At 66.4% G+C, this 25,121-nt stretch carries 32 protein-coding genes; 7 read left to right on the top strand and 25 right to left on the bottom strand.

The genetic code is table 11. The annotated features are described in order from the left end of the window. Positions 1 to 89: 89 nt before the first annotated feature. From ACFQGD_RS08255 to ACFQGD_RS08270, 4 genes are all read right to left on the bottom strand, one after another. Complete coding sequence (locus ACFQGD_RS08255) at positions 90 to 884, bottom strand: chromosome partitioning protein (protein WP_345394662.1); 795 nt, start codon at positions 882 to 884, stop codon at positions 90 to 92. Next, on the bottom strand, positions 884 to 1,456 hold the full coding sequence (locus tag ACFQGD_RS08260; protein ID WP_255375762.1) for a flagella basal body P-ring formation protein FlgA: 573 nt from the start codon (positions 1,454 to 1,456) through the stop codon (positions 884 to 886). The genes ACFQGD_RS08255 and ACFQGD_RS08260 overlap by 1 nt, the downstream gene beginning before the upstream one ends. A 240-nt stretch (positions 1,457 to 1,696) precedes the next feature. Next, positions 1,697 to 2,476 (bottom strand): hypothetical protein, encoded by a 780-nt coding sequence (locus tag ACFQGD_RS08265; RefSeq protein ID WP_345394667.1) that lies wholly within the window; start codon positions 2,474 to 2,476, stop codon positions 1,697 to 1,699. Between the two features lie 239 nt (positions 2,477 to 2,715). After that, the gene (locus tag ACFQGD_RS08270; protein ID WP_345394670.1) at positions 2,716 to 3,297 is read right to left on the bottom strand and encodes a hypothetical protein; all 582 of its coding nucleotides are present in this window, start codon (positions 3,295 to 3,297) and stop codon (positions 2,716 to 2,718) included. 266 nt (positions 3,298 to 3,563) lie between these two features. On the opposite strand from ACFQGD_RS08270, the gene ACFQGD_RS08275 reads away from it, so the two are divergent. Next, positions 3,564 to 4,238: a prepilin peptidase gene (locus ACFQGD_RS08275; RefSeq protein ID WP_345394673.1), complete on the top strand. Its 675-nt coding sequence runs from the start codon at positions 3,564 to 3,566 to the stop codon at positions 4,236 to 4,238. 3 nt (positions 4,239 to 4,241) lie between these two features. Here ACFQGD_RS08275 and ACFQGD_RS08280 read toward each other — a convergent pair whose 3' ends face one another. From ACFQGD_RS08280 to ACFQGD_RS08295, 4 genes are all read right to left on the bottom strand, one after another. Beyond that, positions 4,242 to 4,688: an NUDIX domain-containing protein gene (locus ACFQGD_RS08280; protein WP_345394676.1), complete on the bottom strand. Its 447-nt coding sequence runs from the start codon at positions 4,686 to 4,688 to the stop codon at positions 4,242 to 4,244. A gap of 308 nt (positions 4,689 to 4,996) precedes the next feature. Beyond that, the gene (locus ACFQGD_RS08285; protein WP_345394679.1) at positions 4,997 to 5,719 is read right to left on the bottom strand and encodes a 7-carboxy-7-deazaguanine synthase QueE; all 723 of its coding nucleotides are present in this window, start codon (positions 5,717 to 5,719) and stop codon (positions 4,997 to 4,999) included. Beyond that, positions 5,716 to 6,096 (bottom strand): 6-pyruvoyl trahydropterin synthase family protein, encoded by a 381-nt coding sequence (locus tag ACFQGD_RS08290; RefSeq protein ID WP_345394682.1) that lies wholly within the window; start codon positions 6,094 to 6,096, stop codon positions 5,716 to 5,718. The genes ACFQGD_RS08285 and ACFQGD_RS08290 overlap by 4 nt, the downstream gene beginning before the upstream one ends. After that, positions 6,093 to 6,590, bottom strand: coding sequence for a hypothetical protein (locus ACFQGD_RS08295; RefSeq protein ID WP_345394685.1), 498 nt, complete (start codon positions 6,588 to 6,590; stop codon positions 6,093 to 6,095). The genes ACFQGD_RS08290 and ACFQGD_RS08295 overlap by 4 nt, the downstream gene beginning before the upstream one ends. 308 nt (positions 6,591 to 6,898) lie before the next feature. Between ACFQGD_RS08295 and ACFQGD_RS08300 the strand changes: the two genes are divergently transcribed. Together ACFQGD_RS08300 and ACFQGD_RS08305 are read left to right on the top strand one after the other, a co-directional pair. Continuing rightward, positions 6,899 to 8,167: a helix-turn-helix transcriptional regulator gene (locus ACFQGD_RS08300; RefSeq protein ID WP_345394688.1), complete on the top strand. Its 1,269-nt coding sequence runs from the start codon at positions 6,899 to 6,901 to the stop codon at positions 8,165 to 8,167. A gap of 35 nt (positions 8,168 to 8,202) precedes the next feature. Next, positions 8,203 to 8,901: a 2'-5' RNA ligase family protein gene (locus ACFQGD_RS08305; protein WP_345394691.1), complete on the top strand. Its 699-nt coding sequence runs from the start codon at positions 8,203 to 8,205 to the stop codon at positions 8,899 to 8,901. Positions 8,902 to 8,947: 46 nt separating this feature from the next. On the opposite strand, the gene ACFQGD_RS08310 is transcribed toward ACFQGD_RS08305, so the two are convergent. The 17 genes from ACFQGD_RS08310 to queC all read right to left on the bottom strand — a co-directional run bounded on the left by ACFQGD_RS08310 (position 8,948) and on the right by queC (position 21,475). Then, positions 8,948 to 9,199 carry a hypothetical protein gene (locus ACFQGD_RS08310; RefSeq protein ID WP_345394694.1) on the bottom strand — a complete coding sequence of 84 codons (252 nt, stop codon included), beginning with the start codon at positions 9,197 to 9,199 and terminating at the stop codon, positions 8,948 to 8,950. Then, positions 9,186 to 9,632: a hypothetical protein gene (locus ACFQGD_RS08315; RefSeq protein ID WP_345394696.1), complete on the bottom strand. Its 447-nt coding sequence runs from the start codon at positions 9,630 to 9,632 to the stop codon at positions 9,186 to 9,188. The genes ACFQGD_RS08310 and ACFQGD_RS08315 overlap by 14 nt, the downstream gene beginning before the upstream one ends. Then, positions 9,629 to 10,171: a hypothetical protein gene (locus ACFQGD_RS08320; protein WP_345394699.1), complete on the bottom strand. Its 543-nt coding sequence runs from the start codon at positions 10,169 to 10,171 to the stop codon at positions 9,629 to 9,631. The genes ACFQGD_RS08315 and ACFQGD_RS08320 overlap by 4 nt, the downstream gene beginning before the upstream one ends. Continuing rightward, positions 10,168 to 10,752, bottom strand: coding sequence for a RapZ C-terminal domain-containing protein (locus tag ACFQGD_RS08325; RefSeq protein ID WP_390183675.1), 585 nt, complete (start codon positions 10,750 to 10,752; stop codon positions 10,168 to 10,170). The genes ACFQGD_RS08320 and ACFQGD_RS08325 overlap by 4 nt, the downstream gene beginning before the upstream one ends. Then, the gene (locus ACFQGD_RS08330) at positions 10,679 to 11,374 is read right to left on the bottom strand and encodes a class I SAM-dependent methyltransferase (RefSeq protein WP_345394702.1); all 696 of its coding nucleotides are present in this window, start codon (positions 11,372 to 11,374) and stop codon (positions 10,679 to 10,681) included. Before ACFQGD_RS08330 ends, ACFQGD_RS08325 begins: the two co-directional genes overlap by 74 nt. Beyond that, positions 11,358 to 12,449, bottom strand: a complete 1,092-nt coding sequence (locus ACFQGD_RS08335) for a Gfo/Idh/MocA family protein (RefSeq protein ID WP_345394705.1) — start codon at positions 12,447 to 12,449, stop codon at positions 11,358 to 11,360. Before ACFQGD_RS08335 ends, ACFQGD_RS08330 begins: the two co-directional genes overlap by 17 nt. After that, positions 12,446 to 13,615, bottom strand: coding sequence for a DegT/DnrJ/EryC1/StrS family aminotransferase (locus ACFQGD_RS08340; RefSeq protein WP_345394708.1), 1,170 nt, complete (start codon positions 13,613 to 13,615; stop codon positions 12,446 to 12,448). The genes ACFQGD_RS08335 and ACFQGD_RS08340 overlap by 4 nt, the downstream gene beginning before the upstream one ends. Before the next feature lie 29 nt (positions 13,616 to 13,644). Continuing rightward, on the bottom strand, positions 13,645 to 14,280 hold the full coding sequence (locus tag ACFQGD_RS08345; protein ID WP_345394711.1) for a PIG-L deacetylase family protein: 636 nt from the start codon (positions 14,278 to 14,280) through the stop codon (positions 13,645 to 13,647). Then, positions 14,277 to 15,128: a 5'-3' exonuclease gene (locus ACFQGD_RS08350; RefSeq protein ID WP_345394713.1), complete on the bottom strand. Its 852-nt coding sequence runs from the start codon at positions 15,126 to 15,128 to the stop codon at positions 14,277 to 14,279. Before ACFQGD_RS08350 ends, ACFQGD_RS08345 begins: the two co-directional genes overlap by 4 nt. Next, the gene (locus ACFQGD_RS08355; RefSeq protein ID WP_345394716.1) at positions 15,128 to 16,252 is read right to left on the bottom strand and encodes a glycosyltransferase family 4 protein; all 1,125 of its coding nucleotides are present in this window, start codon (positions 16,250 to 16,252) and stop codon (positions 15,128 to 15,130) included. The genes ACFQGD_RS08350 and ACFQGD_RS08355 overlap by 1 nt, the downstream gene beginning before the upstream one ends. Continuing rightward, on the bottom strand, positions 16,245 to 16,832 hold the full coding sequence (locus ACFQGD_RS08360) for a phosphoribosyltransferase (protein ID WP_345394719.1): 588 nt from the start codon (positions 16,830 to 16,832) through the stop codon (positions 16,245 to 16,247). Before ACFQGD_RS08360 ends, ACFQGD_RS08355 begins: the two co-directional genes overlap by 8 nt. Before the next feature lie 2 nt (positions 16,833 to 16,834). Continuing rightward, entirely contained in the window at positions 16,835 to 17,815 is a 981-nt protein-coding gene (locus ACFQGD_RS08365) for a radical SAM protein (protein WP_345394722.1), read from the bottom strand. Beyond that, on the bottom strand, positions 17,812 to 18,828 hold the full coding sequence (locus ACFQGD_RS08370; protein ID WP_345394725.1) for a glycosyltransferase family 2 protein: 1,017 nt from the start codon (positions 18,826 to 18,828) through the stop codon (positions 17,812 to 17,814). The genes ACFQGD_RS08365 and ACFQGD_RS08370 overlap by 4 nt, the downstream gene beginning before the upstream one ends. Beyond that, positions 18,825 to 19,109 carry a hypothetical protein gene (locus ACFQGD_RS08375; RefSeq protein ID WP_345394728.1) on the bottom strand — a complete coding sequence of 95 codons (285 nt, stop codon included), beginning with the start codon at positions 19,107 to 19,109 and terminating at the stop codon, positions 18,825 to 18,827. Before ACFQGD_RS08375 ends, ACFQGD_RS08370 begins: the two co-directional genes overlap by 4 nt. A 167-nt stretch (positions 19,110 to 19,276) precedes the next feature. Further along, complete coding sequence (locus tag ACFQGD_RS08380) at positions 19,277 to 19,825, bottom strand: formylglycine-generating enzyme family protein (RefSeq protein WP_345394731.1); 549 nt, start codon at positions 19,823 to 19,825, stop codon at positions 19,277 to 19,279. A gap of 4 nt (positions 19,826 to 19,829) precedes the next feature. Continuing rightward, entirely contained in the window at positions 19,830 to 20,528 is a 699-nt protein-coding gene (locus ACFQGD_RS08385; protein WP_345394734.1) for a reverse transcriptase domain-containing protein, read from the bottom strand. A gap of 278 nt (positions 20,529 to 20,806) precedes the next feature. After that, positions 20,807 to 21,475 (bottom strand): 7-cyano-7-deazaguanine synthase QueC, encoded by a 669-nt coding sequence (gene queC, locus ACFQGD_RS08390; protein ID WP_345395099.1) that lies wholly within the window; start codon positions 21,473 to 21,475, stop codon positions 20,807 to 20,809. Positions 21,476 to 22,529: 1,054 nt separating this feature from the next. On the opposite strand from queC, the gene ACFQGD_RS08395 reads away from it, so the two are divergent. The 4 genes from ACFQGD_RS08395 to ACFQGD_RS08410 are packed head-to-tail and all read left to right on the top strand — an operon-like array spanning position 22,530 to position 25,047. Beyond that, positions 22,530 to 23,411, top strand: coding sequence for a helix-turn-helix domain-containing protein (locus ACFQGD_RS08395; protein WP_345394737.1), 882 nt, complete (start codon positions 22,530 to 22,532; stop codon positions 23,409 to 23,411). A 47-nt stretch (positions 23,412 to 23,458) separates the two neighbouring features. Further along, the gene (locus ACFQGD_RS08400; RefSeq protein WP_345394740.1) at positions 23,459 to 23,704 is read left to right on the top strand and encodes a hypothetical protein; all 246 of its coding nucleotides are present in this window, start codon (positions 23,459 to 23,461) and stop codon (positions 23,702 to 23,704) included. Positions 23,705 to 23,719: 15 nt separating this feature from the next. Beyond that, positions 23,720 to 24,451, top strand: a complete 732-nt coding sequence (locus ACFQGD_RS08405) for a 5-formyltetrahydrofolate cyclo-ligase (protein ID WP_345394743.1) — start codon at positions 23,720 to 23,722, stop codon at positions 24,449 to 24,451. 29 nt (positions 24,452 to 24,480) lie between these two features. Beyond that, on the top strand, positions 24,481 to 25,047 hold the full coding sequence (locus tag ACFQGD_RS08410) for a kinase (protein ID WP_345395102.1): 567 nt from the start codon (positions 24,481 to 24,483) through the stop codon (positions 25,045 to 25,047). Positions 25,048 to 25,121 lie beyond the last annotated feature (74 nt).

Raw genomic sequence — 25,121 nt, forward strand, 5'->3', positions numbered from 1 at the left:
GAGGCTTGCTGTGCCAGGCTGCGAGCTTGGCTCGTGGGATGGCGAGTATGGCGGTATTGCCGAGGTGCGGGTCTGGTATGAGTTGGTCGTCATCGCGGCACCACCCCATTTCCGCTGGACGGCACCTGCGCAGGAACCGCTGCTGGAGCCTGCGCGGTATCAGCGGTCGGTACGCGTTGAACATGAGCCACCAGGTTGCGGGCGAGGCGTTCGGCGGCGCGGCCGAGCGCCGATTTCTCCGGTGAACGCCCGCGCTGTTGCCCGCACAACAGTGCGGCACCAGCGGCATCGTCGGGCAACGTGCCCATCACGGGCACGCGCAGTTCCCGCTCTACTTCGACGCGGCTGTAGCCGCCTCCGATGAGTACCAGTCCGGGAATTCGCGTCCAGGTGGGTATCTCATTCAGCAAGGTGGCGACGTGGGATAGCTGGTCAGCACGCGGCCGGGTCATCACCACCAGCGACTCCGCCCCGCGCACCAGTGGTAGGGCTGGAGACGAGGTGTCCAGCCGGCCGACGTCGACCAAAACTGCTGCATCCTGCGGACTGGCCGCTGCCCGCATGGCCCGCACGCCCCGGGTGGTAAGCACCCCCAAGGCGGCGCGGGCTTGTTCGGCGGCCACCGGTCCGGGTATGACCCGCAGGCCGCCGGGGAGCTGCTGGCTGTGCTCAGCAAGCAGCTCGGGATTGGATTGTCGACGTGCTGCTGCGGCCAGCGAGACCAATCCCGGAGCGGCCGGCAGCCGATGTCTCGCGGCGACGTCTCCCCCGGCCGGGTCGGCCTCGATCACCATAGGGTCGCCCACCGGCCACCGTGCCGCCAGCGCGAGGGCCGCGGTGGTGACGCCTGGAGCACCCTTCACCGAGCAGATTCCCACGAGCATCACTGTCCTCCTGCCGGGACGGCGACCAGTGCCAGCTGGCCGGGCGGGATCGCGGCAACCTGCCGGGCGCTGGCCGCGGGCATCTGCAGGGAGACCACCGTCGACTGGTCGTTGGTCTGCGGTGCGACGCTGACTACCGCCGCTTGCCAGGGGCCGCCAGAGGCGGTCGACTGAGTCGAGCCGGTGCTCGACGTTGTGTCGCTGCCCGGTGCGACGATCACCGAGACTGTCGTGCCTGGGGCGATGTCCGGCGGGGCTTGGCCCGCTTTTACCGCAACGGCAACCACTCCTTGACCCGCGGGCGGTACTTGCGGATTACCTAGCACCGACCGGGACAACAGTGTGCCGGCGGGAAGGGAATAGGCGACCGGCTGACCGAAAACCGACGACGCTTGACTCGCCGGGATCACGTCCGTGCCCGAATCGGCGGACATCGGCACCTGGCGTAGATCCTGCGGAGTCAACACGTGACCGACGTTGACCGGGCGCGCCAGGATCAGCATCGGCTCACGGTCGCCGACCTGCAGCACGGTGATCACTGATCCGGCCGCGCAGACCACGATCAGCAGCACACCCAGAACGAGGTACGGCACCCGTCGGCGCCTTCCGCCGCCCGAGATGCGCGACGGCGCACCCGGCTTGCGGCCAACCCACGACCGCGAGGCGGCGGGCGGCCCCTGGGTGGATCCATGAGTCGATGTGGGTGTGGACATCCAGCGCCTCCAGGCAATGCGGTACCCCGCACCCCTTTTCCAAAGAGGAAATGGGGTGTTGTCGTCGGATTTCTTTGTCCGTCTACAGCGGACTGATCGCTAGCGTGGAGCGTTGTTGAGCGCCTGCGATTCAGCCACTGCGAACGTCGCGTTCGATGTCGTTGTCAGGTCTGGGAACGTGCCGCTTTGGCCGGCCCCTGACCACGTCACAGTCCAGTGCACGGTCGCCGAGACGGGGTAGGTGTTGTTCGGCTGCCCTTGCGAGGTCTGGCGGTAGGTGTGGCCGCAGTCGGGACTGGGCGCCTTCGGATCGCCGCCCGACGGGAACGGGCTGCCCGCGCCCTGGCAGGTGATCGTGGAGCCGTCGCCCATCGACCACGTCACGGACTTCGGTGTCGCGGTCGCGGAGACCGAAACGCCGGGCACGGATGCGGTGGCCGTCTGCGGCTGCCATTGGCCGCGGTTCATCCACAGCCACGTCGGCAGGTTCACCAGCTGCGTCTCGGCAGGCGAGGCGTGAATCTGCGGCGACGGCAACCGCAGCTGGTTGTATGCCTGCTGCGCCAGTTGCTCTGGTGATGGTTGGGGGGCAGGCCGTTCACTGTCCGGAATCCAGATCGGCGGTCGATACAGCGCATCCGACCAGCCTTCGCCCGAGCATTGGTACATGTACCACGCGCCCGACTGCCCCGGCGTGGGCTGCTGTTGTTGGGCGAACCGGACCTGCGCCCCCGACGTGGACGGCCGGTACACCGCCGGCGTCGCGGTGATCGCGCCGCCGGTGTTCGGCGGGTGGTAAGCGACCGTGGTTGTCCCCTGACTTGGCGGCTGGTAGTCGCTGCGCACGTACCGGCAGTTCGCCAGGTTCGGATCGCCCAAGACTTGATCGCCCTGCGGCCGTGGCGAACTGCTGCCATCCGAGCCGGAGCTATCGCTCTGACCTCGCTGTTCAGGTCGGGATGGAGGCTTCCCTGGCTGACCTCCCCGTCCCGCCCCCAAGTCACATCCTGTGTAGTCGACCTGGCCGCAGTCGACGCCACCCCAGATGTCCGCGAGCGCCGTCCCGGAGCTAGCGATCACCAAGGTGGACACAGACACTGCCACGATCGAAGCCCGCCTTAACATGTGCCCACCCCCTGGACGGCAAACTGACTCACCTTCCACGAACCATCGGGCTGCTTCTTGACCTCGGCCTTGATCGACCGCCGCCCGCCTGGGTCGTCACCACGAACCTGCTTGCCGCTCTCTTCGTGAACCTTCGAGGTTCCGGTCGAGTCACCGCAGTCGGAAATCATCACGGTCTCCGGGGCCTTCGGCGGCTCGACCGAGGTGATCTGTGGAAAGTTCTTCGGAGTGCCGCGGGTGACGACATGGTTGAAGTGATCGGCGTACAGCGACCTGGTGATCGTGGTCAGAGCGTTGCCCGTGGCATACCGGGCCAGTTCGGGAGATTTCCAGTTAGAGGTCCTTCCGGCACGGGCCATCGCCTGCCACATGCCGACATAAGCCTCCTTGGCCTGCTCCCGAGCCGTGTCGGCCGGGGACGGCGCTGAGGTCGACGGCGGGGCCTCAACGTTTTGCGACGGGTTCGGTGAGGAAGCCGGAGCTTGCGGGTCCTGCGAACTGCAGGCAATCGCCGCAGTCAGGCAGAGGATTACCGAACCCGACAGAGCGACCGATGGGATGATCGGACTACGCATACAGCCTCCCCCCAGTACGTTGGTCGTCATCCGCTGTGCATGATCCAGGCACTCAACTACGTGTACCTCGGGTTACCTCGGTCACATCAACTGGACCAAGGGCATGAACGGCCGTAGATCGCGCCCAGGCTGAAAAGTTCACTCGTTTGGAGTAGCGAGCCACGACATCAGACTCTTGCAGTTGGTTCACTGGGCAACTGACCGAACACGTTGCGAGCACGGCTCTCAATCGCAGACCGTGTCAAAACGCAGGGGGCGTCACTCGCGTGCCAACAGTCCTTGCTCTCTCGGTATGGGCCTGCTGCGGCCTGGCGGTCGGCGCGTTGATCGCGCTCGCTGTCCAACGGCGGGAGCAGGCGAGCCCACGGGAACAGCTGCTGCAGGTCGCTGCCACGGGTGCGATCTTCGTCGCGCTCGCGTGGCGCCACGGCACTGGCTTAGACGTCTGGGCCGCGGCCGGCTATGCCGCGGCTGCAGCGCCGCTGGCCGCCGTCGACTTGCGAACCGGGAGGCTGCCCAACTGGCTAATGCTGCTCGCGTACGTGTTGACGGTCGCGGGACTGCTCATGGCCACGCTGGCGGACCTGCGAGCGGGTGGCTTGCTCGCCGCTCTGGTTGGCGCGATCATGTTCGCCGCGCTCTACGGTGCGTGGTACGTCTTCTTGCCCGGACATATGGGCGGGGGTGACCTCAAGCTCTCGTTGGTGTCCGGAGCGGTCTTGGGCTGGCAGGGATGGCCAGCGGCAGCAAGTCCGCACGTCCTGACGGCCGGACTTCAACTGCTCGCCTGGCTGGCAGGAGCGCTCATGTTGATCTGGCTGCTTCAGGCAGCAGTCTACATGGTCGCGCGAGCCGTCAGGGGACGGCCGGCCACCGTGGCACTGAGGCACGGCCCCTTCTTGGTGTTGGGCACGGTCACGGCACTGCTCCTTGTACCGTGAAGCTCATTGCGCCCCGGCGCCAGCATTCGCGGCCCACGGTGCCCACACGCGCTGTTGTTGCTCAGGGTCGCGCAGTTGTTCGGCGACGGGCTGCGGGCGGATATCGATGCTATCGATGCTGCCCCACCAGGCCCATTTCAGCTCGCGGCCGTTGCGAATACCCTCGTTTGCCGGTTGGGCAAGGTCTATCTCGAAGACGAAATGTATCTCATGATGGGATTCGATCGATGTTTCGTCAATGTTCTCAATTGCTGCGGAGAATCGATAGTCGTGGACTGAGAACCCGAAGTCCTCTCGTAGGGTCCGAAGCAATGACCTTTCCACAGGTTCACCGGGCGCGACGACTCGTCCCGGGAGCGTCCAATGCTGCTCATCTTGATGTCGGCACAGGAGAACGTACTGGTCGTGCCCGATGAGTCCGTCAGCCACGATGTCGATAGCAGGAGGCATAGGACCATCCTTTCCCGGCGGTATTCAGCTGAGGTTGTGGTCGGCGTCTTTTGGGTGCTGCGTCGGGTTGACTGGCTAGCGTGGCGCAGCGGCTGACGATGCGCGCAGGCGCGACACACTAGCCGCGTGCCGGGTAACCACGGCCAGGGTGTGGTTTAACTAGCAAGGTTGCATTGTGCCGCTCATGCGTGTGACCGACTCGGCGCTGCCGGCCATCGTGACCTGGTCGTGTCCTGGTGTAGTTGATCGGCTGAGCCCAAAGTCGGCGGGGAACCCATCTCACCTGCTCGTTCGAGAGCGCTGACATGTTAGCGACCACGCTCGTCCCCCCACAGGAGGATGTGCAGCCGAGTGGAGAGGTTCCAGCTCCTGCGAACCGCTTCCTCGGCTAGCCACGACATCCGGTCCAGGACTTGCTCGCGCGTTGTGCCTTCCGGCATAACCCAAAGCGGGGAGAGGTCGAACTCCTCCGTGTATTGAGAAATTTCGTCTAGATCGCCTTCCTGTGTCACAACGAATTTGAAGATGGATTTCTTTGAAGAAGTGAATATGCGAAGCGCTTCTGGATTGATGCGAGCATCCCACTCCACTGCGGTACCCGCGAATGCCGAGGTCTTCGGTGACACGTTGAACTGGTCTACCGAATCAATGATGTCCGAGTTGGGTACTACCGTTCCGTTCGTCTCAATCTCAATGCGGTGTCCCGCCTCTGCAAGGGATTGAACGAGCGGACGGAGAGATTCCTGCTGGAGCAGTGGCTCACCACCGCTGATCACGACGAGATCGACGAGTCGCGTAGTGACCCACCTGTAGAGATCGTCGACGCTCATCTTCCGACTCTCGCGGCGCGGGTCAAAGCGGGACCAATCCCACGTATATGGAGTGTCGCAACCCGGGCACGACAAGTTGCATCGTGAGAGTCGGATGAAAACCGCGGGCGTCCCCGCAGAGGGGCCTTCCCCCTGGAAAGTAGGGCCGAAGCACTCCGACACAAGTAATGGCCGCGCCACGGAGGGCCTTGGCGTGGTCACGGTTGCGGCACCAGGTACTCAGCCCAGCTCGTCGGGCTCTCATGGACCCGTACTATCTCCAGACGCGCGGGGATCGTCGGCTCGACGTTCTCCTGGAACCAGTCGGCGATGTGGCGGGCCAGGTTCTCGCTGGTCGGCTCGACATCGAGGGCTCTGTTTAAGTGCTGATGATCCAGTGTGGCGTCGAGGTAGTGGCGGAGCGGACCCAGCTCGCCGAAGTCGGTAACGAAACCCGGTGGTGCCAGACTTGCCGCTGACAGAACGACTTCGACGGTGTAGGTGTGTCCGTGGAGGCGGGAGCATTTGTGCTCGGGTGGCAGGCTGGGCAAGTAGTGTGCCGCGTCGAAAGTGAAGCTCTTGCCGATTCGGTAGCTCACGTATTCACCCCGTTTCGCTGTGGGATTTCGGCAGTGTCAGTGACGAGGGCAGCCCCAAGCCGTAGCTGCCGTGCGCGGGCGGCCCATGCGGACGGCGGGCGGACCGTCACCGGAGACTGCCGTGCGGCCGGTGCGTGCAACGAGGCCGGCGCAGGCGCCGGGGTTGTCGGCGCGTCGGGGTGCCAGGGGTGAGGAAGCTCAAGCAGCGCTCGAAGCGCCTGCTGGGCATTGCTCGCGTACAGCCACACGACGACTTCCGGTGTGAAGATGTCCGTGACGTCCGTGGTGGGCACTCGCGCGCTGATCACCTCGTCGATGTCGCGGATGACGACGAGGTCAACGAAGGGTCCCCAGTCGTAGGTACCGACGATCAGCGTGGGCTGATGAGTCCCGTTGCAGTAGCGCAAGGTGAAGCCATCCCGTGCGACTGCGGTGAGCAGTTCGTCGACCTCCGCAGGGAACGGGACATCGGCCGGCTGGTTGTTGGCATTCATGAGGTGGCGGTACCGGCTCACGGATCGGCTGCAAGGGGATTGGTTGCGACGAGGCGTCGGGGGACTTCGGGGGAAGCCGGTCGGGGTCGGGGCCGCCTCGCCGCAACCGAGTGGTAGTCAATCGGCCCGTCGGGGTCGGCGACCAGAGCAGACCCGCTGCACGAATGCTGCACACCTGCTGCACACGCTGAGCTGACCTGCGTCGATGCCGTGGCCACGACTACTAGAATCACCTGATCGGATAGGCTCGTGGCCCGAACTGGCTGGGGCTGCGCGAGACCTGCTTGGCGAACGCACGCGGGGGTGCTATGGGGCGTCAGCGACGTGGACTGGCCGCACGTCGTGCCGGCCTGGGATACACCCAAGAGCGCTTCGCGGAGGCCGTCGGGGTTGAGCGCAGCACGGTCTGGCGCTGGGAGACCGGCGCGGTCACTCCTCTACCTGAGCAGTGCCCGCGCATCAGGGCCGTGCTCGACCTGAGTCCCGCACAGCTCGATGAGCTTCTGCACGAGACCGCCGCCGAGGCTCGTCCGGTTCCCGCTCAAGTCGTGGAGCGTGGAGCCACCCCGCCAGCTTCGTCGTGGGATGACCCGGACGAGGTGTGGCTGCATCTTCACGAGCTGCAGGAGTCGAACGTCGGTGATGGCCAGCTACAGCTGCTGGAAGGCCAGGTCAACCGCTTCGTTGCCGAGTACGAGCAGCGCGGTCCCACCGAACTCGGTCCGGCCGCCGCCCGCTTACGCGGGCAGGTCCACCAGCTGCTGAAGGGGCGCCAGCTCCTGCGAGTCCGTTACCGGCTGCACCGGGTCGCTGCCCAGCTTGCCGGGCTGCTCGGCTACATGGCTGTCAACACGGGCCGCTTCCGGTTGGCGAGTGCCTACTGCGGGGAAGCGCTGCACTTGGCGGCGGAGATTGACGACGCAGACCTCCAGGTGTGGGTGTGGGGCACCCAATCACTGGGTGCGTATTACCAGGGCGACTACGCCAGTGCGAAGACGTACGCGGCACGAGGCCGGGCGTTGGCGCCCACCAGCCCTCAGACCATTCGCCTCCTGGCGAACGGGGAGGCGAGGGCACTCGGCCAGCTCGGTGATCGCGCCGGTGCCGATGCGGCCGTGGGACAAGCCCTGGCCTTGCTCGATCACTACGACATCGCCCCCGGACTGACGCCGTGTATCTCTTTCGAGCCGTACGGCTACGCCCGGGTGGCTGCGAACGCGGCCACCGCCTATGTCCCGTTGGGCGACACCACACGGGTGCTGCACTACACCGGCGACGTCGATCCAGCCGTGGAACAGGCGGACTCCGATTGGAGCCGGGCGCTGGTCCGCCTCGACATCGCCACAGCCCTGCTCCGGCAGGACGATGCGGACCTGGAGCAGGCCCTTGCGCTGGGACGGGAGGCGCTGCGCGTGTGTGTTGACCACCCGATCCGGTCGGTCTGGCAGCGTGCCACGACGTTGCACGGACTCACCCAGCGTTGGGCGAACGAGCCTCGGGTCATCGAGTTCACCGACCAGCTGCGCGCATGGCGGCAGCGTCCCCAAGTCCAGGTGATCTCGGGTGGTTCCCGTTGACGGCTGTTCATCGCAGGCCGGTAAGTGTGTACCGCATGGGCACCTCGTACAGCTCGACCTTCCCCGTCGCGCCGCCAGCTGACCCTGACGACCCCGCCAGCGTCGCCCAGCACGACCAAGCTGCGTTTGAGCAGGTCGAGCGGATGCTGTGCCACTGGGACCGGCCCCATCGGCGCTCGTACCACTGGATGATCACGCTGGACCAGGAGGCCCGTGCCATCGAGTTGAGCCAACGCTGCCAAGCGGTCCTCCCCGAAGACGGCCTGGATCTCATCCCGCCGGAGAGCCTGCACTTGACCGTGCGGCGCTTCGGGTACGTCGATGAAGTTCCCATCGGCAAGCTCGACACCGCCGTCGCTACCGTCAGCGAGCACTGCCAGGGGACCAGTCCCTTCCATCTCCACCTGCTGCCTCTGGCGGGCTCACCTGGCGCTCTTCGGCTCAGCGTCGCCCCGTGGTCCCCACTGCTGTCCCTGCATCGAGCGGTGTCCGTGGCCTCGGGCTACGAGGAGGCCGAACCGCTAACCCTGTACCGCCCGCACGTAGGCGTTGCCTACAGCAGCCGGGTGCAGGCACCCGCCCCCTTCGTCGCAGCTGCTCGTGAGGCTCAGTCGTTGCCGTCGGCCGAGATCACCATCACCGAGCTGCGGCTGGTCGAGCTGCACCGCGCCGACCACAAGTATCGATGGCGTGTTCTCGAACGCCTCTCCTTCGCCGGCGAGACGATGCCTTGAGAATCGGTCGGCTTGCTCAACGTGCCGGCGTGTTGGCATCGGAGTCCTACCAGTGGTTCCCGGCTGCGGCGATCAGCTCATCGAGCCTGGCCAAGCAGTTCCGGATCTGGGCGGTGCCATCTTCGCGGGCCTGGGCGATCGCCGCGACGACCGTACCCTCATCGCGGCTCGTGCGTAACGCCATCAGCACCTGCTGCTCGACGCCGTCCAGCCTGGAACGGTACTCATCGACCGCGCCATGGGGCAGGGACTCGCGGGTCACCTGGAGCGCCGCGACGAGATCGTCAAGGCTGGTCATCGGTGTCCTGCTCGGCAATCACCTCGACACTGAATCCCGGCCGAACGGTCCCGTCGGCCAGCCCGGCATGCTCGATCGCCCGAGCGATGCCCTGGGCCGTCAGGCGGATCGCCTCCGTGGGGTCGTCGACCTCGACGGCTTTCCAGAAGGTCACGGCTTCGGTGTCGGTGTCGACCTGCGCGAGCAGGGGCGCCAGTCCGGAGTGCTCGAACCACGCTCGTCCGACGCGTTCGAGGTCAACGCGCGGATCGGGGCAGCCGGTGAACACCCGGGTAATCCCGATGAACCACGCCGATCCCGGTTGTGGCTGTTCCTGGGCAGGTGTGTCGGCCAGCTGTTGATACAGACGCAAGTCGGATGGATCGGTCACGCTCCCGCTGACCATAAGCCATTGTGAGGAGGCTTCGGGCGACGTTGGCTGGTCGGTGGTCACTCGGTGCTGTCCTTTCGACGGATCTGGTCTCGTAACGCGCGGAGCTTGCGATTGCTCGTGGCGCTGCTCGGCGTTGAGGAGAACACGAAGGGGCCTTCCCCGTTCGGTCCCCAGACCTTGAGGTGGTTGCCCGTGGTCTTCTCAACAGCCCACCCCTGGCTGGTGATCTCCCGGACGTACTGGTTGGTTTCCTTGTTCGGCGTCTTCGGCGGCGGCTTGCCTCGCAGTTCCTGCACTTTCCGACTGACCTCCGCAGGCAGGGCCGGAACCGCCGGTTCGCTGTCGCTTGCCAAGGATGCCGCCTTATCGGCGATCGCCTGCTCGACGACCTTGAGCAGGCTGTGTAGCGACTCGATCAGGCCAGCGCGTAGTTGGCTTGCCTCCCCGATTGCCTCCGGATGGCGACAGCTGGTGGCCAGGGTCTCGGAGAGCAAGTCGGTCACAGTTGCGAGGTCATCATCCAGTCGACTCACCACGTCGTTCGGGACCTGCGGCAGCACCGCGCGCAACGTGGCCGCCACTGCTTGGGCGTTGCTCATCTGCCCTCGTGCTCCGCGGTGATGCGCCGCCACGTGAACGGCTCGCTCCGCCCACCAGCGCGGTGGTGCAGATCCTGGTGTAGAACCCACACGTCCAAACTCCGCAGTCGGCGTGCCAGGATCTCGACGATGCCGACGGACCGGTCATGGCCGCCGTTGCAACCCACCGCGACGCGCACAGGCGACGTGTCCGGCTGCGTGGCCCGCAGGCTGGAGCGGAGGAGTTCGATCGCTGCCGCCAGCCACCGTTCCGTCTCCTGGTGCGCAAGTAGGAACCGTTGTACCGGAGTGTCTAATCCGGAGAGATCTCGGAAATTGGGGTCATGGAAGGGATTGGGCAGCCATCGCACATCCAGGACTTGTCCTGTCGAAGGTGAGGGTAGGCGGTAGTTCCAACCGAACGATGTGATCTCGACCCGGCGGCGTGCGGTGGGGACCTCGCCTGGAGTGGGCTCGGCTGACGCAGCGAACAGCGGTGATCGTCCTTTCCGTCTGGGTGTCCTGTCATTAACGGCGTAGGTGCGAACGCCACACAGTGAGGACATTGGGTGGTTGCGTCCCCAAGCGGATGAGGTCGCCATGCTTGCTGAGGTCGGCCAGGACGCGCTCGTGGTCCAGGGCGGGGTGGAGGTCAGCAGGGCCGTAGCGATGGTCCGGGTCGTGGGGTGCGAGATTGAGGCAGACGTAGTTGGCTGCGGTGAACAGCAGCTCGATCAGACCCGGCGGATCGTCGGCGTGTCCGAGGACGTCGACGGCGTAGGCGAGCTGGTGACGCTGTCCCGAGAGGCGGTCAAGAGTGTGGATGCGGTGGGCTGCGTCGAGATCGCGGTTTAGCCGCCAGCGTGCGTAGTCCAAGCACGGGTTGTCGAGGTCGTAGCCGTGCACATCGAGACCGGCTTGCAACAGGGCTTGGGTATCCAGCGCGATCCCGCATCCGACGTCAGCTACCTCCGTGATGCCGTGTTCGCGAATGAACTCCAGTAGGAAGGCAAAGAACGGGTCCTTGACTCCCATGTAGTGGAAGTGGGTGAGGTCGTAGAGGTATCCCCCGCTCTGTCTGTAGAAGGCCGACCCGAGGTGTGTCCACTCGGCGTCGAGGAACGCCCGCAATGTGGTGAAGTCCGTGAGTTCGGGGCGGAATCTAGTGCCGAGGTAGGTGGCCAATCGGTGCCAGGCTGTGGCGATGTCAGCGTAGGCCCGCACATCGCTCCTCTCGCAGCAGTCGTAGCTCGGCGGGATGTCCGCTGGTGCGCGCGAACTCAATGGCTTCGATGGTCTGGACGACATGGTGGGCGCGGTGGCCGCTGCGGCAGTCCGAGGCGCCGCTGCGGATGGAGTCGACGAGATCCAGCACGCCGAGCCCGCGGCCGGTGGAAACGTCCACGTCATCCTGTGGGAGTTCCTGCCAGATCTGCTCACCGCGGCGGCGGTAGCGCACGGAGCCGTCGTGGAAGTTGGGGTCGGGCAGCACGAGCGAGCCGTCGGTCCCGTAGATCTCCAGGTGCGGGCGCGCGGTGGCGGCGATGTCGAAGCTGGTGGTTACCGTTATGAGGGCTTGGTTCCGCGAACGTAGGAACGCGACCATGTGGGTCGGGGCCTCGGTTCGGAAGGTGTCGCCGGTGTGGGGGCCGGTCCGGATGGTGCGTTCGCTGCGGGTCGAGGTCGCGGTCGCTTCGACGTACTCGATGGGGCCAAGCAGGTAGGTCAGCATCGTCAGGTAGTACGGCCCCATGTCCCCGAGTGGGCCGGTGCCGGAGGCGTAGAACGGTTGCGGTGCCGGGTGCCAGTTTTCGGGTCCCGGTGCCAATAGCGCCGCATCGGCAGCATGGGGCGTGCCGATGGCCCCGGTTGTCAGTGCGTAGTGAGCGGCGCGTGCGGGTGGTGCGAGCACGGTGTCGGGTGCGGCGCCCACAAGCAGCCCTTTGTCGGATGCGGTGCGAAGAAGTAGCTCGGAGTCGGCGGCAGTGAGTCCGAGCGGCTTTTCGACATAGACGTGTGACCCAGCATCGAACGCGAGGCGGGCGAGGTCGATGTGGGTTGCCGGTGGGGTAAGGATCACGGCGACGTCGACCTTGCTGTTAGCGAGAACGTCGCCGGGCGTGCCGAATTCGGGGATGCCGTGGTGCTCAGCGAACTTCGTGGCGGCGCTGATGTCGATGTCGGCGCAGGCGATGATGGTGAGGTCGGCGGCGCGCTGAAGCGTAGTGAGGTATTCGTGCGCGATCTGCCCGCATCCGATGATCGCGCATCGCAGAGGTGGCTGGGGACGGCTGGTCATGCACTCTCGCTTCCGTGGTTGTCCAGACGCAGGGCGGAACGGATCAGGTCCAGGAACGCTGGATGCCGGGATTCGTCGAGCACGGGGACTTGGATGTCGAGGTAGCAGGCCATGTCGACGAGGCTGGCCGTGCTCGGTGTGCCGGGCCAGTTCATGGCCAGATGTGGGTCCCCGGGTCCTGGCCACCAGTGCCGAACGCCTAGCCGGAACAAGTGGTCGGCGACCCGGTTGGCGTGCCCAGGTGTGGGCAGCCAGACGCCGACGAGCGATCCGTTGGACTCCTCAGCGTCGAGGTTCGGCGACTTTCCGATCGCGGTGGGGAGAACACTGCGGACCTCCGGCACGTCTTGGAGGAGGTCGATGAGCTTGTCTTGCAGCGGGCGGAGCGTTTGCCGCAAGGCATTGAGGTAGGTGAGTTGTGGCAGAGCGCTCGCTGCGGTGATCTCGCTCATCCGGTCGTTACCCCGGCCGCCAGCATTCTCCGGCAGCGCGATGCGTGTGTTCCCGCCGACGGCCCGCAGTGCGTCCAGCAGCTGGCTGTCGTCGGTGGCGATGATGCCGCCTTCCCCGGTGGCAACGAGTTTGTGGGTCTCCGTGGAGAACACCGCCGCCACGCCGCGGCCACCGACCGGCTGCTTGTCCAGGGTGGTTCCCCAGCCTTGGGCACAGTCCTCGATGAGCGTGACGCCGCGCTGGGCGAGTTCATCAGTGATGCGCTGGGTGTCCGGGGCTGGGCGGCCCCGCAGGTGCGCCAGGATCACCACGGTGGTGCGCTCGTCGAGAAGCGGCTCGATCTGCTCCCAATGTGGGGTGAGGTCGCTGGTTGCGGGGGCGATGACCGGTGTTCGCCCGCTGCGGAGGACGGCAGTCGGGACCGAGATCCAGCAGATTTCGGGGATGACGACCCGTTCTGGGGGCTCGTGTGGGGGCAGGCAACGCAGGAGGAGTTCAAGCGCTGCCGTGGCGGAAGCGGTGGCGACCGCGTCGTGGCGGCCAAGGTGTGCGGCGGCCTGCCGCTCGAATTCACGGACGTGGTCTCCGCCGATGGCTCCGAGTGCTCCGGAGGAAACCACTTTCGTGAGTAGTTCCAGCTGATCGGCCGCGGTCAGGGTGCTGTATTGATAGACGGGTTCGTCGAGGACGCGCGTCTGCGCAGCGGTGTCCATGGAGATGTCCTTAGAGGCTGTGCGGTGCGTTAGAGCGTGGTGGCTGCCGGAAGGCGGCCGAGAATGGGCAGCGGGGTGAAGTTCTCGCCGTAGCGGGTGCCGATGCGGTTGCCCCACAGGCGGCCCAGGGTTTCGGCCATGGGGCCGAAGTGCTCGGCGATGGGCTGTGAGGTGTGCGCCGCAAGCGCCCGCATCTTGATGTTCCAGGTGCGGGTGACGTCGATGATGCTGTGCGCGGCGACCGGACCGTGATCGGTGAGCCCGTTGTAGGTATCGCTGGTATAGACCCGACGCGGGAAGCCGGTCGCGATCACGATTTCGGGCAGCGCCGCGGTCAGTGTCGAAGCCACGTGCCGGTGCTCGGGGTGGACGTCCTCCAGCGGATGCGTGATGACGACCTCGGGCCGAGTCGCGTCGAGCACGTCGTGCAGCGAGTCGGCGTCGACGGTGGCGTACTGCCGGTACCGGGCACCCAGCTCGCCTGCGCCTGCGGCGGCTTCCGCGTTGCGGATGGCGTCGGCATGGTCGGGCACCGCGATGGTCACGGCAGCGCCGGCCTGTGCGAGGCGGGCGAGGGTTCCGCCGGCCCACAGCTCGGCGTCGTCGGGGTGGGCCATGACCGTCAGCACGGACGCCGGACTGGTTGCGGTATGGAGCTCGGTCACCACAGCTCCAGTTTCTCGATCACCTCGGCGGGCTTGGGCAACTCAGCGCTGGGATCGCCGGTGGGGGTGTTCGGCAGCGGGAGGTCGGTGCGCATGCGCACGAGGTCGCGCCAGGCCAGGACCTTCTGCCAGTCCCGCCGGACGAGCTGGCCCTTGGCGCCGGTGAGCCGGCCGGAGGTGGGCAGGTCGTCAAGGGTGAGTCCTCCGGCGAGCAGCCGGGCGGCGGTGGTTGCGCCGATGCCGCGGACGCCGGGGATGTTGTCGGCCGGATCGCCCTTGAGAGCGCAGAAGCATGGCCATTGCGCTGGTCCTACGCCGTAGCGAGCGGCCACGTCGTCGGGGTTGATGTGTCGCTTGCCGGGGTGCATCGCGGTGTTGAGCACCCGGACCTGCTCGTCGAGCAGCTGGTAGTAGTCGCGGTCGGTGGAGAAGATCCATGCAGGTCGGTTGCGGCGCCGGGCACGGCCGATCAGGGTGGCGATCACATCGTCGGCCTCGGCGCTGTCAATCTCGATCCAGGCCAGTCCGTAGAGGTCGAGCCCACGCTGCACGACCGGGATGGCTTCTAGGGCCTTCCGAGCGCCGTCGTCGAGCGCCCTGTTGGCCTTGTAGTCGGCGTCAGCGTCTTGGCGTTCGGCGGAGCCGTGCTCGCCGTCGAAGACGACGATCACCTCGGGGGCCGAGGGAAGCTCGTCGCGGATCGCGACCCGTAGCAGGGCGAAGAACCCGAAGCAGGCGGTGAGGTCACGGGTCTTGTCCCGCGATCGGATCTCGGCGGGGAATCCGAAGGCTGCCCGCCAGAGCAGGTTGTGGCCGTCGACCAGCAACAAGGGGACTTGAGCAGGCATCACCGCACCGCCTTCACGAACCACTCGGCGACTGTGGTGGGCCGGAAGTCCCGCGATCGGTAGTACGCAGCCCTGGACAGGTGCCGGTAGCGTACCGGATCACTCGGCAGGTCCTCGGCAGCCTTCCAGAGCGCGTGTTCACCACGTGACCTGGGGACGATCACGCCGCCGGCCTCGGGGCCAGTACCGACAAGGGAAGGCAGGTGGTCGACGTCGTAGCAGACCACGGGCGTTCCCACGGACATGGCTTCCAGTGCGACGAGGCCGAAGGACTCCCGCAGGGAGGGCACGATCACCACGGCTGCCTCGGCAAGCCAGGCGGGCACATGTGCCCAGCTCATCCCGCCTGATCGCAGGTGCACCCAGGGGCTGTGGGCTGCGGCGTGCCTGCAGCGGGACCACTCGCCGCCTTGGGCACCGGGTGCGGTCTCGAATCCGGCGTCAGCGACTACGACTTCGGCTGGGCGTTCGAGCAACCGGGCTGCATTGACCAGGGCCGGGATGTTCTTCTCCGGCCCGAGACGACCGAGTACGCGGATCGGGGCTCGCCTGCGCAGCGTCTCCCGAGCTGCTTCGTCCGGGCGCGGATGGTCGTGCAGCAGGCCGTTGGGGATCACGGACCAGCCATCGGTGTCGTAGCCGTGCTCGCGGGCTTGGTCGAGCACCGTGGTCGACGGGGCGACGACGTGCTCGACGCTGACGAGAGCGACGGCCAGGTCCTCGTCGTGCCCGATGACGTGCGTGGCGAGAACCGACCGCGCCCGATGCTGGACAGCCACCCGCCCTAGCCCCCACAGGGCGTCGACGTACACGGCGATGTCGACGCCGCGCGCGTCGAAGGTGGCGGTGATCTCGCGGTGCAGCCTGTCGCCGGCCTGGTGGATGGCGCGGCGCAGTGTGTCGTCGTCGCACGGGAACGAGGCGGCGAGGGTTTGTAGCCGGACGATGTCGGGGTCGGGTTCTGGTTGTTCGGCGGCGGTGAGGATGATCGCGCGGTGGCCGAGCTGGTGCAGCCCCGTCGCCAAGGCCGCAGTGGCGCGTTCCATGCCGGCCGGCGCGTCGGGGGTGTAGGAAACGAGCAGGAACGCCACGGTCAACCGGGATTGCTCGGGTATGTCAGTCACGAATGATCACCTGCTTCACTGGCGGGAGCGACGTGGTCGGGTGACCTGCGGGAATGTCCTCCCAGGGGAAGATCACCCAGTCGGCGACGTCCCAGCAGTACAGGTCGGGTGGGATGGGTGCGCCGTGGTTGCGGCACAGAGCACAGGTGAGGAACCGGGTGTCGGGCTCGGTCCGGGGCCGGAGGGCATCGAGGACTGCGGTGAAGGTGGCGCCGGTGCCGCAGATGTCGTCGACCACCAGCACAGTTCCCACGAGACGGGTGGGCGTGCTGGGCTGCCAGGAGCTGAGGTCGCAGGTCACGGTGCCGGTTGCTGGGCTGTACGGCGCGTCGGTCGCGTTGTGGCTGGCGCGGATGATGTGAGCCTGCACGCCCAGGCGTGCGGCGATGCGCCGGGCTGGAGTGGTGCCGCCGTGCGCGATACCGATCACCGCGCTGACCTCGTCCAAGTGCGCGCTGGTGGTGAGCTGGCGAGCTGTGGTGGCCAGCAGGTCGCACGCCTGCAGCATCGCGGAGCTGTGTAGCCGCCACAGGCGTTGGTGCTCGAAGACGCGCCCTGGAGCGGTTGAGGTGTTGCTCATGCTCATGCTGAACCATCCCTTCCGGTCAGCGTCAGGTCGGAGGAGTTGGTCAAGGCATGCAGGGTGGTGATGCCGTCGGCAGTGGGGTCGTTGCGCCACACGCGGCCGTCGGCTCGAATGACCGTGAAGCCTCCGGCGTCGTCGCGGGTTCGCAGCCGGACGGTGACCGCCTCGGGGATGTGGAGGTCGGCGACGGTGGCGCTGGCTTCCTCGTCGGTGAGCTGTTCGGTACCGGCCAGCGCGGCGCCCTCGCCGATCGGGAGCATCTGCAGGAAGGTCACTCCGTCGGCGCCCAGATCTGCGGCGAGGTCGACCATGCGCTGCGCACTGCCGCGGGTGGAGGCCATCAGGACGGTGTGCAGCTGCGTGGGGAGGCCCTGGGCGACGGTGGCTCGGACGCCGGCAACCGCGCGGCGGAAACTCCCTGATCCGCGCCAGCGGTCATGGGATTCCGCGTCGGGACCGTCAAGGCTGACCCGTACGGCGTCGACCTGTCCGGACAGTGCTTCGGCACGCCGTTGCAGATGCCAGCCGTTGGTGGTCACGCTAACGACGCAACCGGCGCTGGTCAGCGTGGCCGCGAGGTCGCCAAGATCGCGTAGCAGCAAGGGCTCGCCTCCGGAGAGGTCCACAGCCAGGACGCCGGACTCGCCGAGCACGGTGGCGATCCGCTGGCGATCCTTTCGGGCGAGTTCGGGGACAGCCTTGTCATCCAGGCAGTGGGGGCAGGCGAGGTTGCAGCGCACCAGCGGGGACCAGCAAACGCTGACCGGCACCTCACGGTCCAGCTCCCCGGGATGGATGGTGGGCCAGCTCGCCACCGCATTGCTGGGCAGGTGGGCACGCCCCAGGGCGATCAAGTTCGCCGTGCGGTGCGTTAGCCCAGTCAAGGGGTCATGGACGTAGCGGGTGTGAGCGCACGCGCCAGTAGCGAAGACTCGATGCGTCGTGGCGGTGGTCGCGGTGTGATGAATCGTTGTCATCGCAAGACCTCGCAGGAGTGCAACAGGGAGTTCATCGAGGCGGTGAACACGGCGCGCCGTCCCGAGCGGGCCGGCTGCGCGAGCAGGGCGCGGTAGCGCGCCAGGGTGGCTGGCCAGGTGCCGAGCTTGTGCTGCCATTGCTCGGCCGCATCGGGAGGATCGAGATGAAATCCGACCGCTTGGCGCAGGGGAATCACCAGGAGACCGGAGGCGATGAGGCAGGCGCCGAGATAGGTATCCTCCATGCCCCAGCCGATGCGCCCGAACTCGGCGTCGAATCCACCGATGTCGAGGACTGCGGCGCGGGGTACGGCCAGCAGCGCGGTGACGACCATGCGCGGCAAATCCCAGTCGTAGTACATCCGCCCGTGGCCGAGGTCGCGAAACTCGCGGGTGTGCTCCAGCGGCCGGCCATCGAGGGGTTGGCGCAGGACGATGCCGCTGTAGAGCAAGGAAGTGTTCGCCGGTGGCCGCCAGGTGACGCGGTGGTCGGCTGCGAGGTCGGGACCGGTATGAGGCCAGGCAGCACCGTGCGGCAGGTTGTGCCGGAAGCCGGTCAGCACGGCGTGCTCGGTGGCCCGCGCCGCGAGGTCGGCGACGGTCGTGCGCGGTAGGAGCATGTCGGCGTCGACGTAGAGCACCGTCTCGCCCTGGGCGAGGTAGGTGCCCAGGTTGCGGGCAGTGGCAGCACCGTGCGGGGCGGGAAGCCGCAGTCCGGCTGTGACAGCAGGATGCGTTGCGATGGTCTTCGCGGTGGTGTCCGTTGAGGCGTCGTCGACGACGATCACCTCGAAATGGCGCCCGTAGGTCTGTGCTTCCAACGCGTCGAGCACCATTGGCAGGCAGTAGCCAACGTTGTTCGCGGGCAGAACTACCGACAGGCGTCGACCATCGACCCAGCCAGAAGGAACGGGGGCGTGCCAGGTAATCCCCGTCGTTCGCTCGAAGTTTTGTGTGTGATCTGCGTGGTCATTTCCGCGGTGTTCCAGGGCGCTGGCGAGAGAGGCTTTCATTCCCACCCCCAGGTGTCGAGGACAGCAGTGGCGCGATGCCAATCTCGTGGCGCGGCGATCCAGTACAGGCGGATGGCGTCGAGCCGCCGCACCACGGGCTCTAGGGCGAGCAGGTAGAGGGGTTCAACAATGGCCAGCACGTGCGTGACCGAAGTCAACTCACCGGCGAGCTTCGGGCGCATATATCGCCGTAGGACGTCGGCCTCAGCGATATTTGCCAGGCGGCGGTCGTAGGGCATAACCGGTGAATCGGCGTGGAGTAAGCCGTAGAGCGCGGACACGATCCGAATCCGCTGGCGCAGTCGGGGGTTGGTTCCGAGACGATCCCGAAGTCCGGGTATACATCCGCCCTCGTAGAGGTCCAAGGCGGGGACCGGTGTCAGAGTCGGCTTCTTCCGGCATGAGCAGCCAGCGAGGATCAAGCCATGTTCGGCGGGGACCGGTGTCGTCATAGTTCACGCACCACCCGGAACCCGATGCCGGGTGATCGGAGTTCAGCGGGTGCCGAGTTGAGGAATGTGCACCGCGCATACAACGGCGGGGACGCGTAGGAGCCGCCGCGGATCACGTAGCCGTCTCCCATGGTGGAGCTGGCGGTCCATTCCCAAATGTTGCCGGCCACGTCGAGCATCCCGTGCGGCGTGGCGCCCTCCGGATGCTCCGCGACGTCGGTCGTGTCCTCGTAGCCGGAGTCACGGAGGTTGGCCAATTCGGGACCCCAGGACGCGTTGCCCCAGGGCCACACCCGCCGCTCGGAGCCGGAGGCCATCCACTCCCACTCCACTGAGCGGGGCAACCGTCCCCCGAGTCGGCGAGCAATATGATCAGCCGTGGGGTGGTCAACACGAGTGATTGGACGGCGTTCGCGTGGGTCATCGCCCAGGTGTGCTTGCGTGATCGGTGTACGTGTCCACAGCAGCGTGGGCACCGTGATGGCACGTGCTTGGTCTCCGAGCAAGCATGTGCCACCCGGGATTTCGATCCAGTCGATGTTCATCGCGCTACCCGTCGATGAGGAAGAGGTCTTCGGCGTTGGCCCCGCGTCGTATCCGGCTCTTGGCCGCGTTGGGTTCCAGCCGCACAGCGGCCATGGCGTCACTGATGCGCCAAAACGACTTCTCCGCGCCCGCCATCGTCTCGGCGAATGCGCAGTAGTTGTCGGCGAATCGTACGATGCGAAGATCAGACAGCGGTTTGTCTACTTGCGACAGGCGAAGATTGATCAGTAGTGGTGCGAGCCCTGAACCCGGAATCACGGGACTGGGCAACCCTGCGAGCAAGGTCCGGAGCAGACGAAGGCAGGCGCCGTCATGGATGTACTCGGCGAACCAGTGCACCGTTTCATCGACATCGACGCCGTCGGAAACCCTGGCTGCGTCGATATCGGCGACGTATCGATGCCCGGCAGCCAAGTGTCCGGCCGCCTGGCGAAGAGCGGTGTTGCGGTTCCGCCGGGGCCGGTACCCGGAGACCCAGTCGGCGAACGCCCGCGCATCCAGGGCCGGCTCTACCGCGTTTCGCACTGCTCGGTGTACGAGGCGATCCACCACCGTGGGGATTGCGGTCGGCAGAGATTTCCCGGTGTAGGTGGGAATCGTCAGCTCGCGAAGCGGGCCGGGGCGCCAGGTGCCCGCAGCGAGCTGTGCGGCGAGATTCGGGAGTACTACTCCGGCCTGCTGGCGTAGGTCACGCCAGGTCATCCGGTCGGCCCCAGGGCTGGAAGACCGCCGGCCGCACTGGCGTAGCGCTCGGCGCAGATGCTTCTCGCTCAACAGCGGCATCAACGAATGCGACTGCGGAGCAGCACGATTGTCCGCTGGTGGTGCGGGCTCCACATGCGTTAAAGTCAGCGCTGGCTGAGTGGCGGGCACGATCCCATCACCCCGCGAGATTGACGCGCACTCCAGCACACGCGCGTCGGGGCGGGAAAGACGGCCCCACTCAGGTCTTTCCGCGTTTTCCGGCTCGCCGCCCATCATCAGCCGCACTCCTGCACCGCGTAGGTCGTAGGGTCGGTCACGCCCGCGGCATGGAACGCCTCCCGGCGCTCGGTGCACGTGCCGCACCGGCCGCAGTGCTCCGTGCCGCCGCGGTAGCAGGACCACGTCTGCTCGAATGGAACGTTGAGCGCTGCACCCAGCCGCACGATGTCGGTCTTGGAGCTGGCCAGGAACGGCACCACAAGCTGGAAGTCGTCGGTGAGAAACCCCTCGTTCGCCACCTGTGCTGTCCGGGCGAAGCTGGTCGTGAAGCGTTCCCGGCAGTCCGGATAGATCGGGTGATCGCCAGCATGAGCGCCGAACGCGACCGCGTCAGCCTGCGTGGTCACCGCCAGAGCCACTGCGATGTCGAGCATGATGGCGTTGCGGTTGGGAACCACGGTCGCCCGCATCGTCTCGTCGGTGTAATGACCATCCGGAACTCCGACGCCGGAATCGGTCAACGCCGACCCCTGAAGGACACGCCCGAGCGCGGAGAGATCAACTACCTCGTGGCGCGTTCCGAGGGCCTGTGCGGTCGCCGCTGCGAAACGCAGTTCCACTCGATGACGTTGGCCGTAGTCGAAGGACAGCAGAGTCAGCTGAGTTCCGCGAGCCTGGAGCCAGTAAGCCAGTACGGTCGAATCAAGGCCGCCGGAGGCGATCACGACCGCATGACGCGGATGGCGGTGGATGCCGGGTGTGCCCGGGGCGGCTACGTTCCCGATGCGGTTTGCGTGCGATGGTGAGGTTTCGATTCTGGCGCTCATTCTCCGGATTCCTTGCTCGGTGGTGCGCGTGGAGGTGAAAGCCGCGAGACGCGCTCCACCTCCACGCGGACTATGGGTGCGCTGTAGCAGCGAAGAGGGCCGCGAGCGTGTCGGTGCGTTGGTTCAGGACCCCTGCGATGCCCGGCGGTCTCGGTGGGTGCGCGGCGGCGAGTCGGTTGCCGTTGCAGCAGACCGGAGCGCCCAACGCAGACGCCCAACATCAAGCGGACGCACGGAGACCGGGCCGGGAACGGGAAGCTCGACCCCTACATTCCTGCCGGGAAGCACGCGCACAGCGATGCGCGCGCGTCGTCCATGCCCGTCCCGGCAGGGAACAAGGTCGTGCACGGTTTCGTCCCTGCCACGCGAGAGCGATCGTAGGCACGCCGTAAGCAGGCGTTTCATCAGCATCGGCCCCTCCCGATCGCGTGCGGGACGGAGGGATACGAGCGTCCGTCGCCTGGCCGGTGCGGGATCGCACGCGGTGCGAGCCGATGTTTTACGCAACGGGATCGTGGTGCGGCATCGCCCACGAATCGCTGAGGGAGCGTCACAATGTCTCCTCGTTGGCAGCGAGCCCCTTAGTCACAGGTCCGAGCACCGGGTGTCGGCCGTGCAGTGGTGTCCGCAGCGGTGGGGTGCTCAGCTGGCAGTCAACCGGCGGGGTGCCCGCTGAACCAGAGCAGAATCGCTGCACCGTTGCTGCACGAATGCTGCGCACAGGTCCGTGACCAGGGAAGATGCTCCTGGAATCAGATGGATACGGTCGACGTCGAGGAGTGGTCACATGCCAGGCAAGCGCCAGCAGCTCGCGCGCCAGCGCTTCGCTTTTGGGAGTGTCTTAGGAACAATTCGTTCCGAAACCTGGGCTGCTACGTCACCGGGTAGTCCTTGACCTGCGAAAACCCGACCAGGATCATGGAAGCACTCTGTTCGATTGGGGGACGCGTGCATGTCCGGCAAGCGGATGCGTCTGTGGCGGCATCGCCGCGCGATGGGGATGAGCCAAGAGCAGCTTGCCGCGTCCATCGGCATGGGAACCGATCGGTCGACGATCTATCGGTGGGAATCTGGAGAGGTCACTCCTTCGCCACGCAAGCAGCCGCGGCTTGCCCGCGCACTCGGCGTCTCGGCCACCGAGCTGATCGACCTCCTCACGCCGGAAGCCGACCCGGAAGAGCCACTGAGCCGTGGTCGCGTCGGGCACGCCCTTCGCTCCCCGAACAGCACGGACCTGGCGACCGTGGAGAGCTTGTGGCAGGAGGTACACCGCCTGGACGAGCGGTATGACCGGATGCCGTCGACATCCTTGCTAGCCGGTACTGGCCAGGCCCTCGGCCAGATCGGCTTCCTCGCCCGCAACGGCGGGGATGGCGCCCTGCAGCGCGACCTCTTCGCGGCCGAGGCCACGGCGGCGACGCTGATGGGACAGCTGGTGTGGGACGCCTCCCAGCGCCGGGATCACCGCACCGCGCGGCAGTACTTCGATCAGGCGACAGCCGCGGCCCGCGAGATCGGTAGCCCAACTGCCGAAGGGCACGCGCTGCTGCGGACGAGCTACCTCGCGCTCTACGGGGAGCGCGATCCCATCGAGGGGCTGCGGCTGACCGAACAGACTGCCGAGGTCACGCGCTCGACCAGCAACGTGTTGACCGGGCTGGCGCAGCTGCACTCGGCCGAGGCCCACGCCATGCTCGGCGACACGCGGCGGTGCGAGTCGGCACTGGCCGCCGCGGAATGCAGCTTCACGAGCGTCCGGCCACCGACGGCGCTGTGCATCTGTTTTCCGAGACCCAGTTTGACCGGCTGGCCGGCTCCTGCTACCTGTTTTTAGGAGATCACCGCCGCGCCCAACGCATCCTTGACACAGCTGCCCAAGCGATGACTGCGCGGAGCAAGTCACGCGCGATCGTGCTCGGCAACCTTAGCCTTGCCTATGTGCACCAGGGCGAGCTCGATGCGGCTGCGGCGAGCCTGCACGACGCCATCGACGTCCTGGAGGCCACCCGCGGAGGTGGCGGCTTGAACATCGTCTCCGATGCCGTACGCAAGCTTCGCCGCTGGCGTGGCGAGCCTGTCGTTCAGGACATCTACGATCGGGTGCTCTCACTGATGACTACAGCGTGACGAGGAGCGCACACGGTGACCACAGCCGAGGTGGACGCGCGTAAGGACACCATCCGCCGGCAGGTGTGGAACCTGCTGGACCAGCAGGGTGTCGTGGCAGGAGACGGCAGTGCGCATGGGCGCATCCCGAACTTCGTCGGCGCCGAGGCCGCCGCCGATCGACTCGCCGCACTGCCGGAGTGGGAGGCTGCCAGCGTGATCAAGGCCGTGCCGGACAAAGCACAGCTCCCGGCCCGTGCCCGCGCCTTGCGTGCGGGCAAAGTGGTCTACATGGCCGCGCCCAAGCTCGCGCCACCGCAACCCTTCTATCTGCTCGACCCCGCGGAGCTGATCGTCCCCGCCGAGGACGCCGCCTCCAGCCGCATTGCGCCGTCGGTAGCACGCAACGTCGGCCTGGATGAGTTGCGGCCCGTCGATCTGATCGTGTGCGGCAGCGTGGCCGTCAACCGCCATGGCGTGCGGCTCGGTAAGGGCGCCGGGTATTCGGACATCGAAGTTGCCCTGCTCGCACAAGCGGGCCTGATCGGTCCCGCGACTACGATCGTCACCACCGTGCATCCACTCCAGGTGATCGAGGGCGACATCCCCGAGACCAGCCACGACTTCAGCGTCGACGTGATCGTCACGACCGACGAGGTCATCACCTGCGCACCACCGCGCCGCCCCGGCGGACTCGACTGGGACGATCTGAGCGCAGACCAGATCGCCGCCATGCCGATCCTCCAGTCCCTCCAGAACAACCGTTGAGTGACACCGTGATCGACGAACAGGATTCGATGTCGTCGAGGAGTCCTGTGGGCACGGAGGACACTCGCTTGGTTGTGCTTCGCGGCCCTTCGGGCTCAGGGAAGTCCTCGACTGCGCATCGGTTGCGCGCGCATCTTGGTCGCAGTGTGGCGGTGGTCGAGCAGGACTACCTTCGCCGCATTGTGTTGAAGGAAAAGGATGTTCCCGGCGGGCACAACATCGCGTTGATTGACCAGACAGTGCGGTTTGCGTTGAACCGCGGGTGGAACGTGATCTGCGAAGGAATCATGCATGCGGAGCGATACGCGGGCATGCTGAACCGTCTTCGCCGTGATCACCGGGGCCGCACGGTATTCTATTACTTCGACCTTTCGTGGGAGGAGACTCTGCGTCGTCACGAAACGCGGCCCCAGTCCCATGAGTTTGGTCATGACGACATGCGGAAGTGGTATCGAGCTGCGGATCAGCTCGGTTTCGCCGAAGAACACGGCATTCGTCAGGAGTCCTCACTGGACGAGACCGCGAACCGAATCCTCTGTGAAGTGTTCGGCGGTGGCGCCGTGTCGCAACGATCAGAGGCCCGCGCCAGGCTGTGAGTAGTTGCTGATTTGCCCGGAACAGGTTGCAGCATGCTGGGAGACCGAACCGGCGTTGCGCCGGCAGCGTGGCT

Origin of the sequence: Haloechinothrix salitolerans (assembly GCF_042662605.1) — a bacterium.
Classification (GTDB): Bacteria; Actinomycetota; Actinomycetes; order Mycobacteriales; family Pseudonocardiaceae; genus Haloechinothrix_A; species Haloechinothrix_A salitolerans.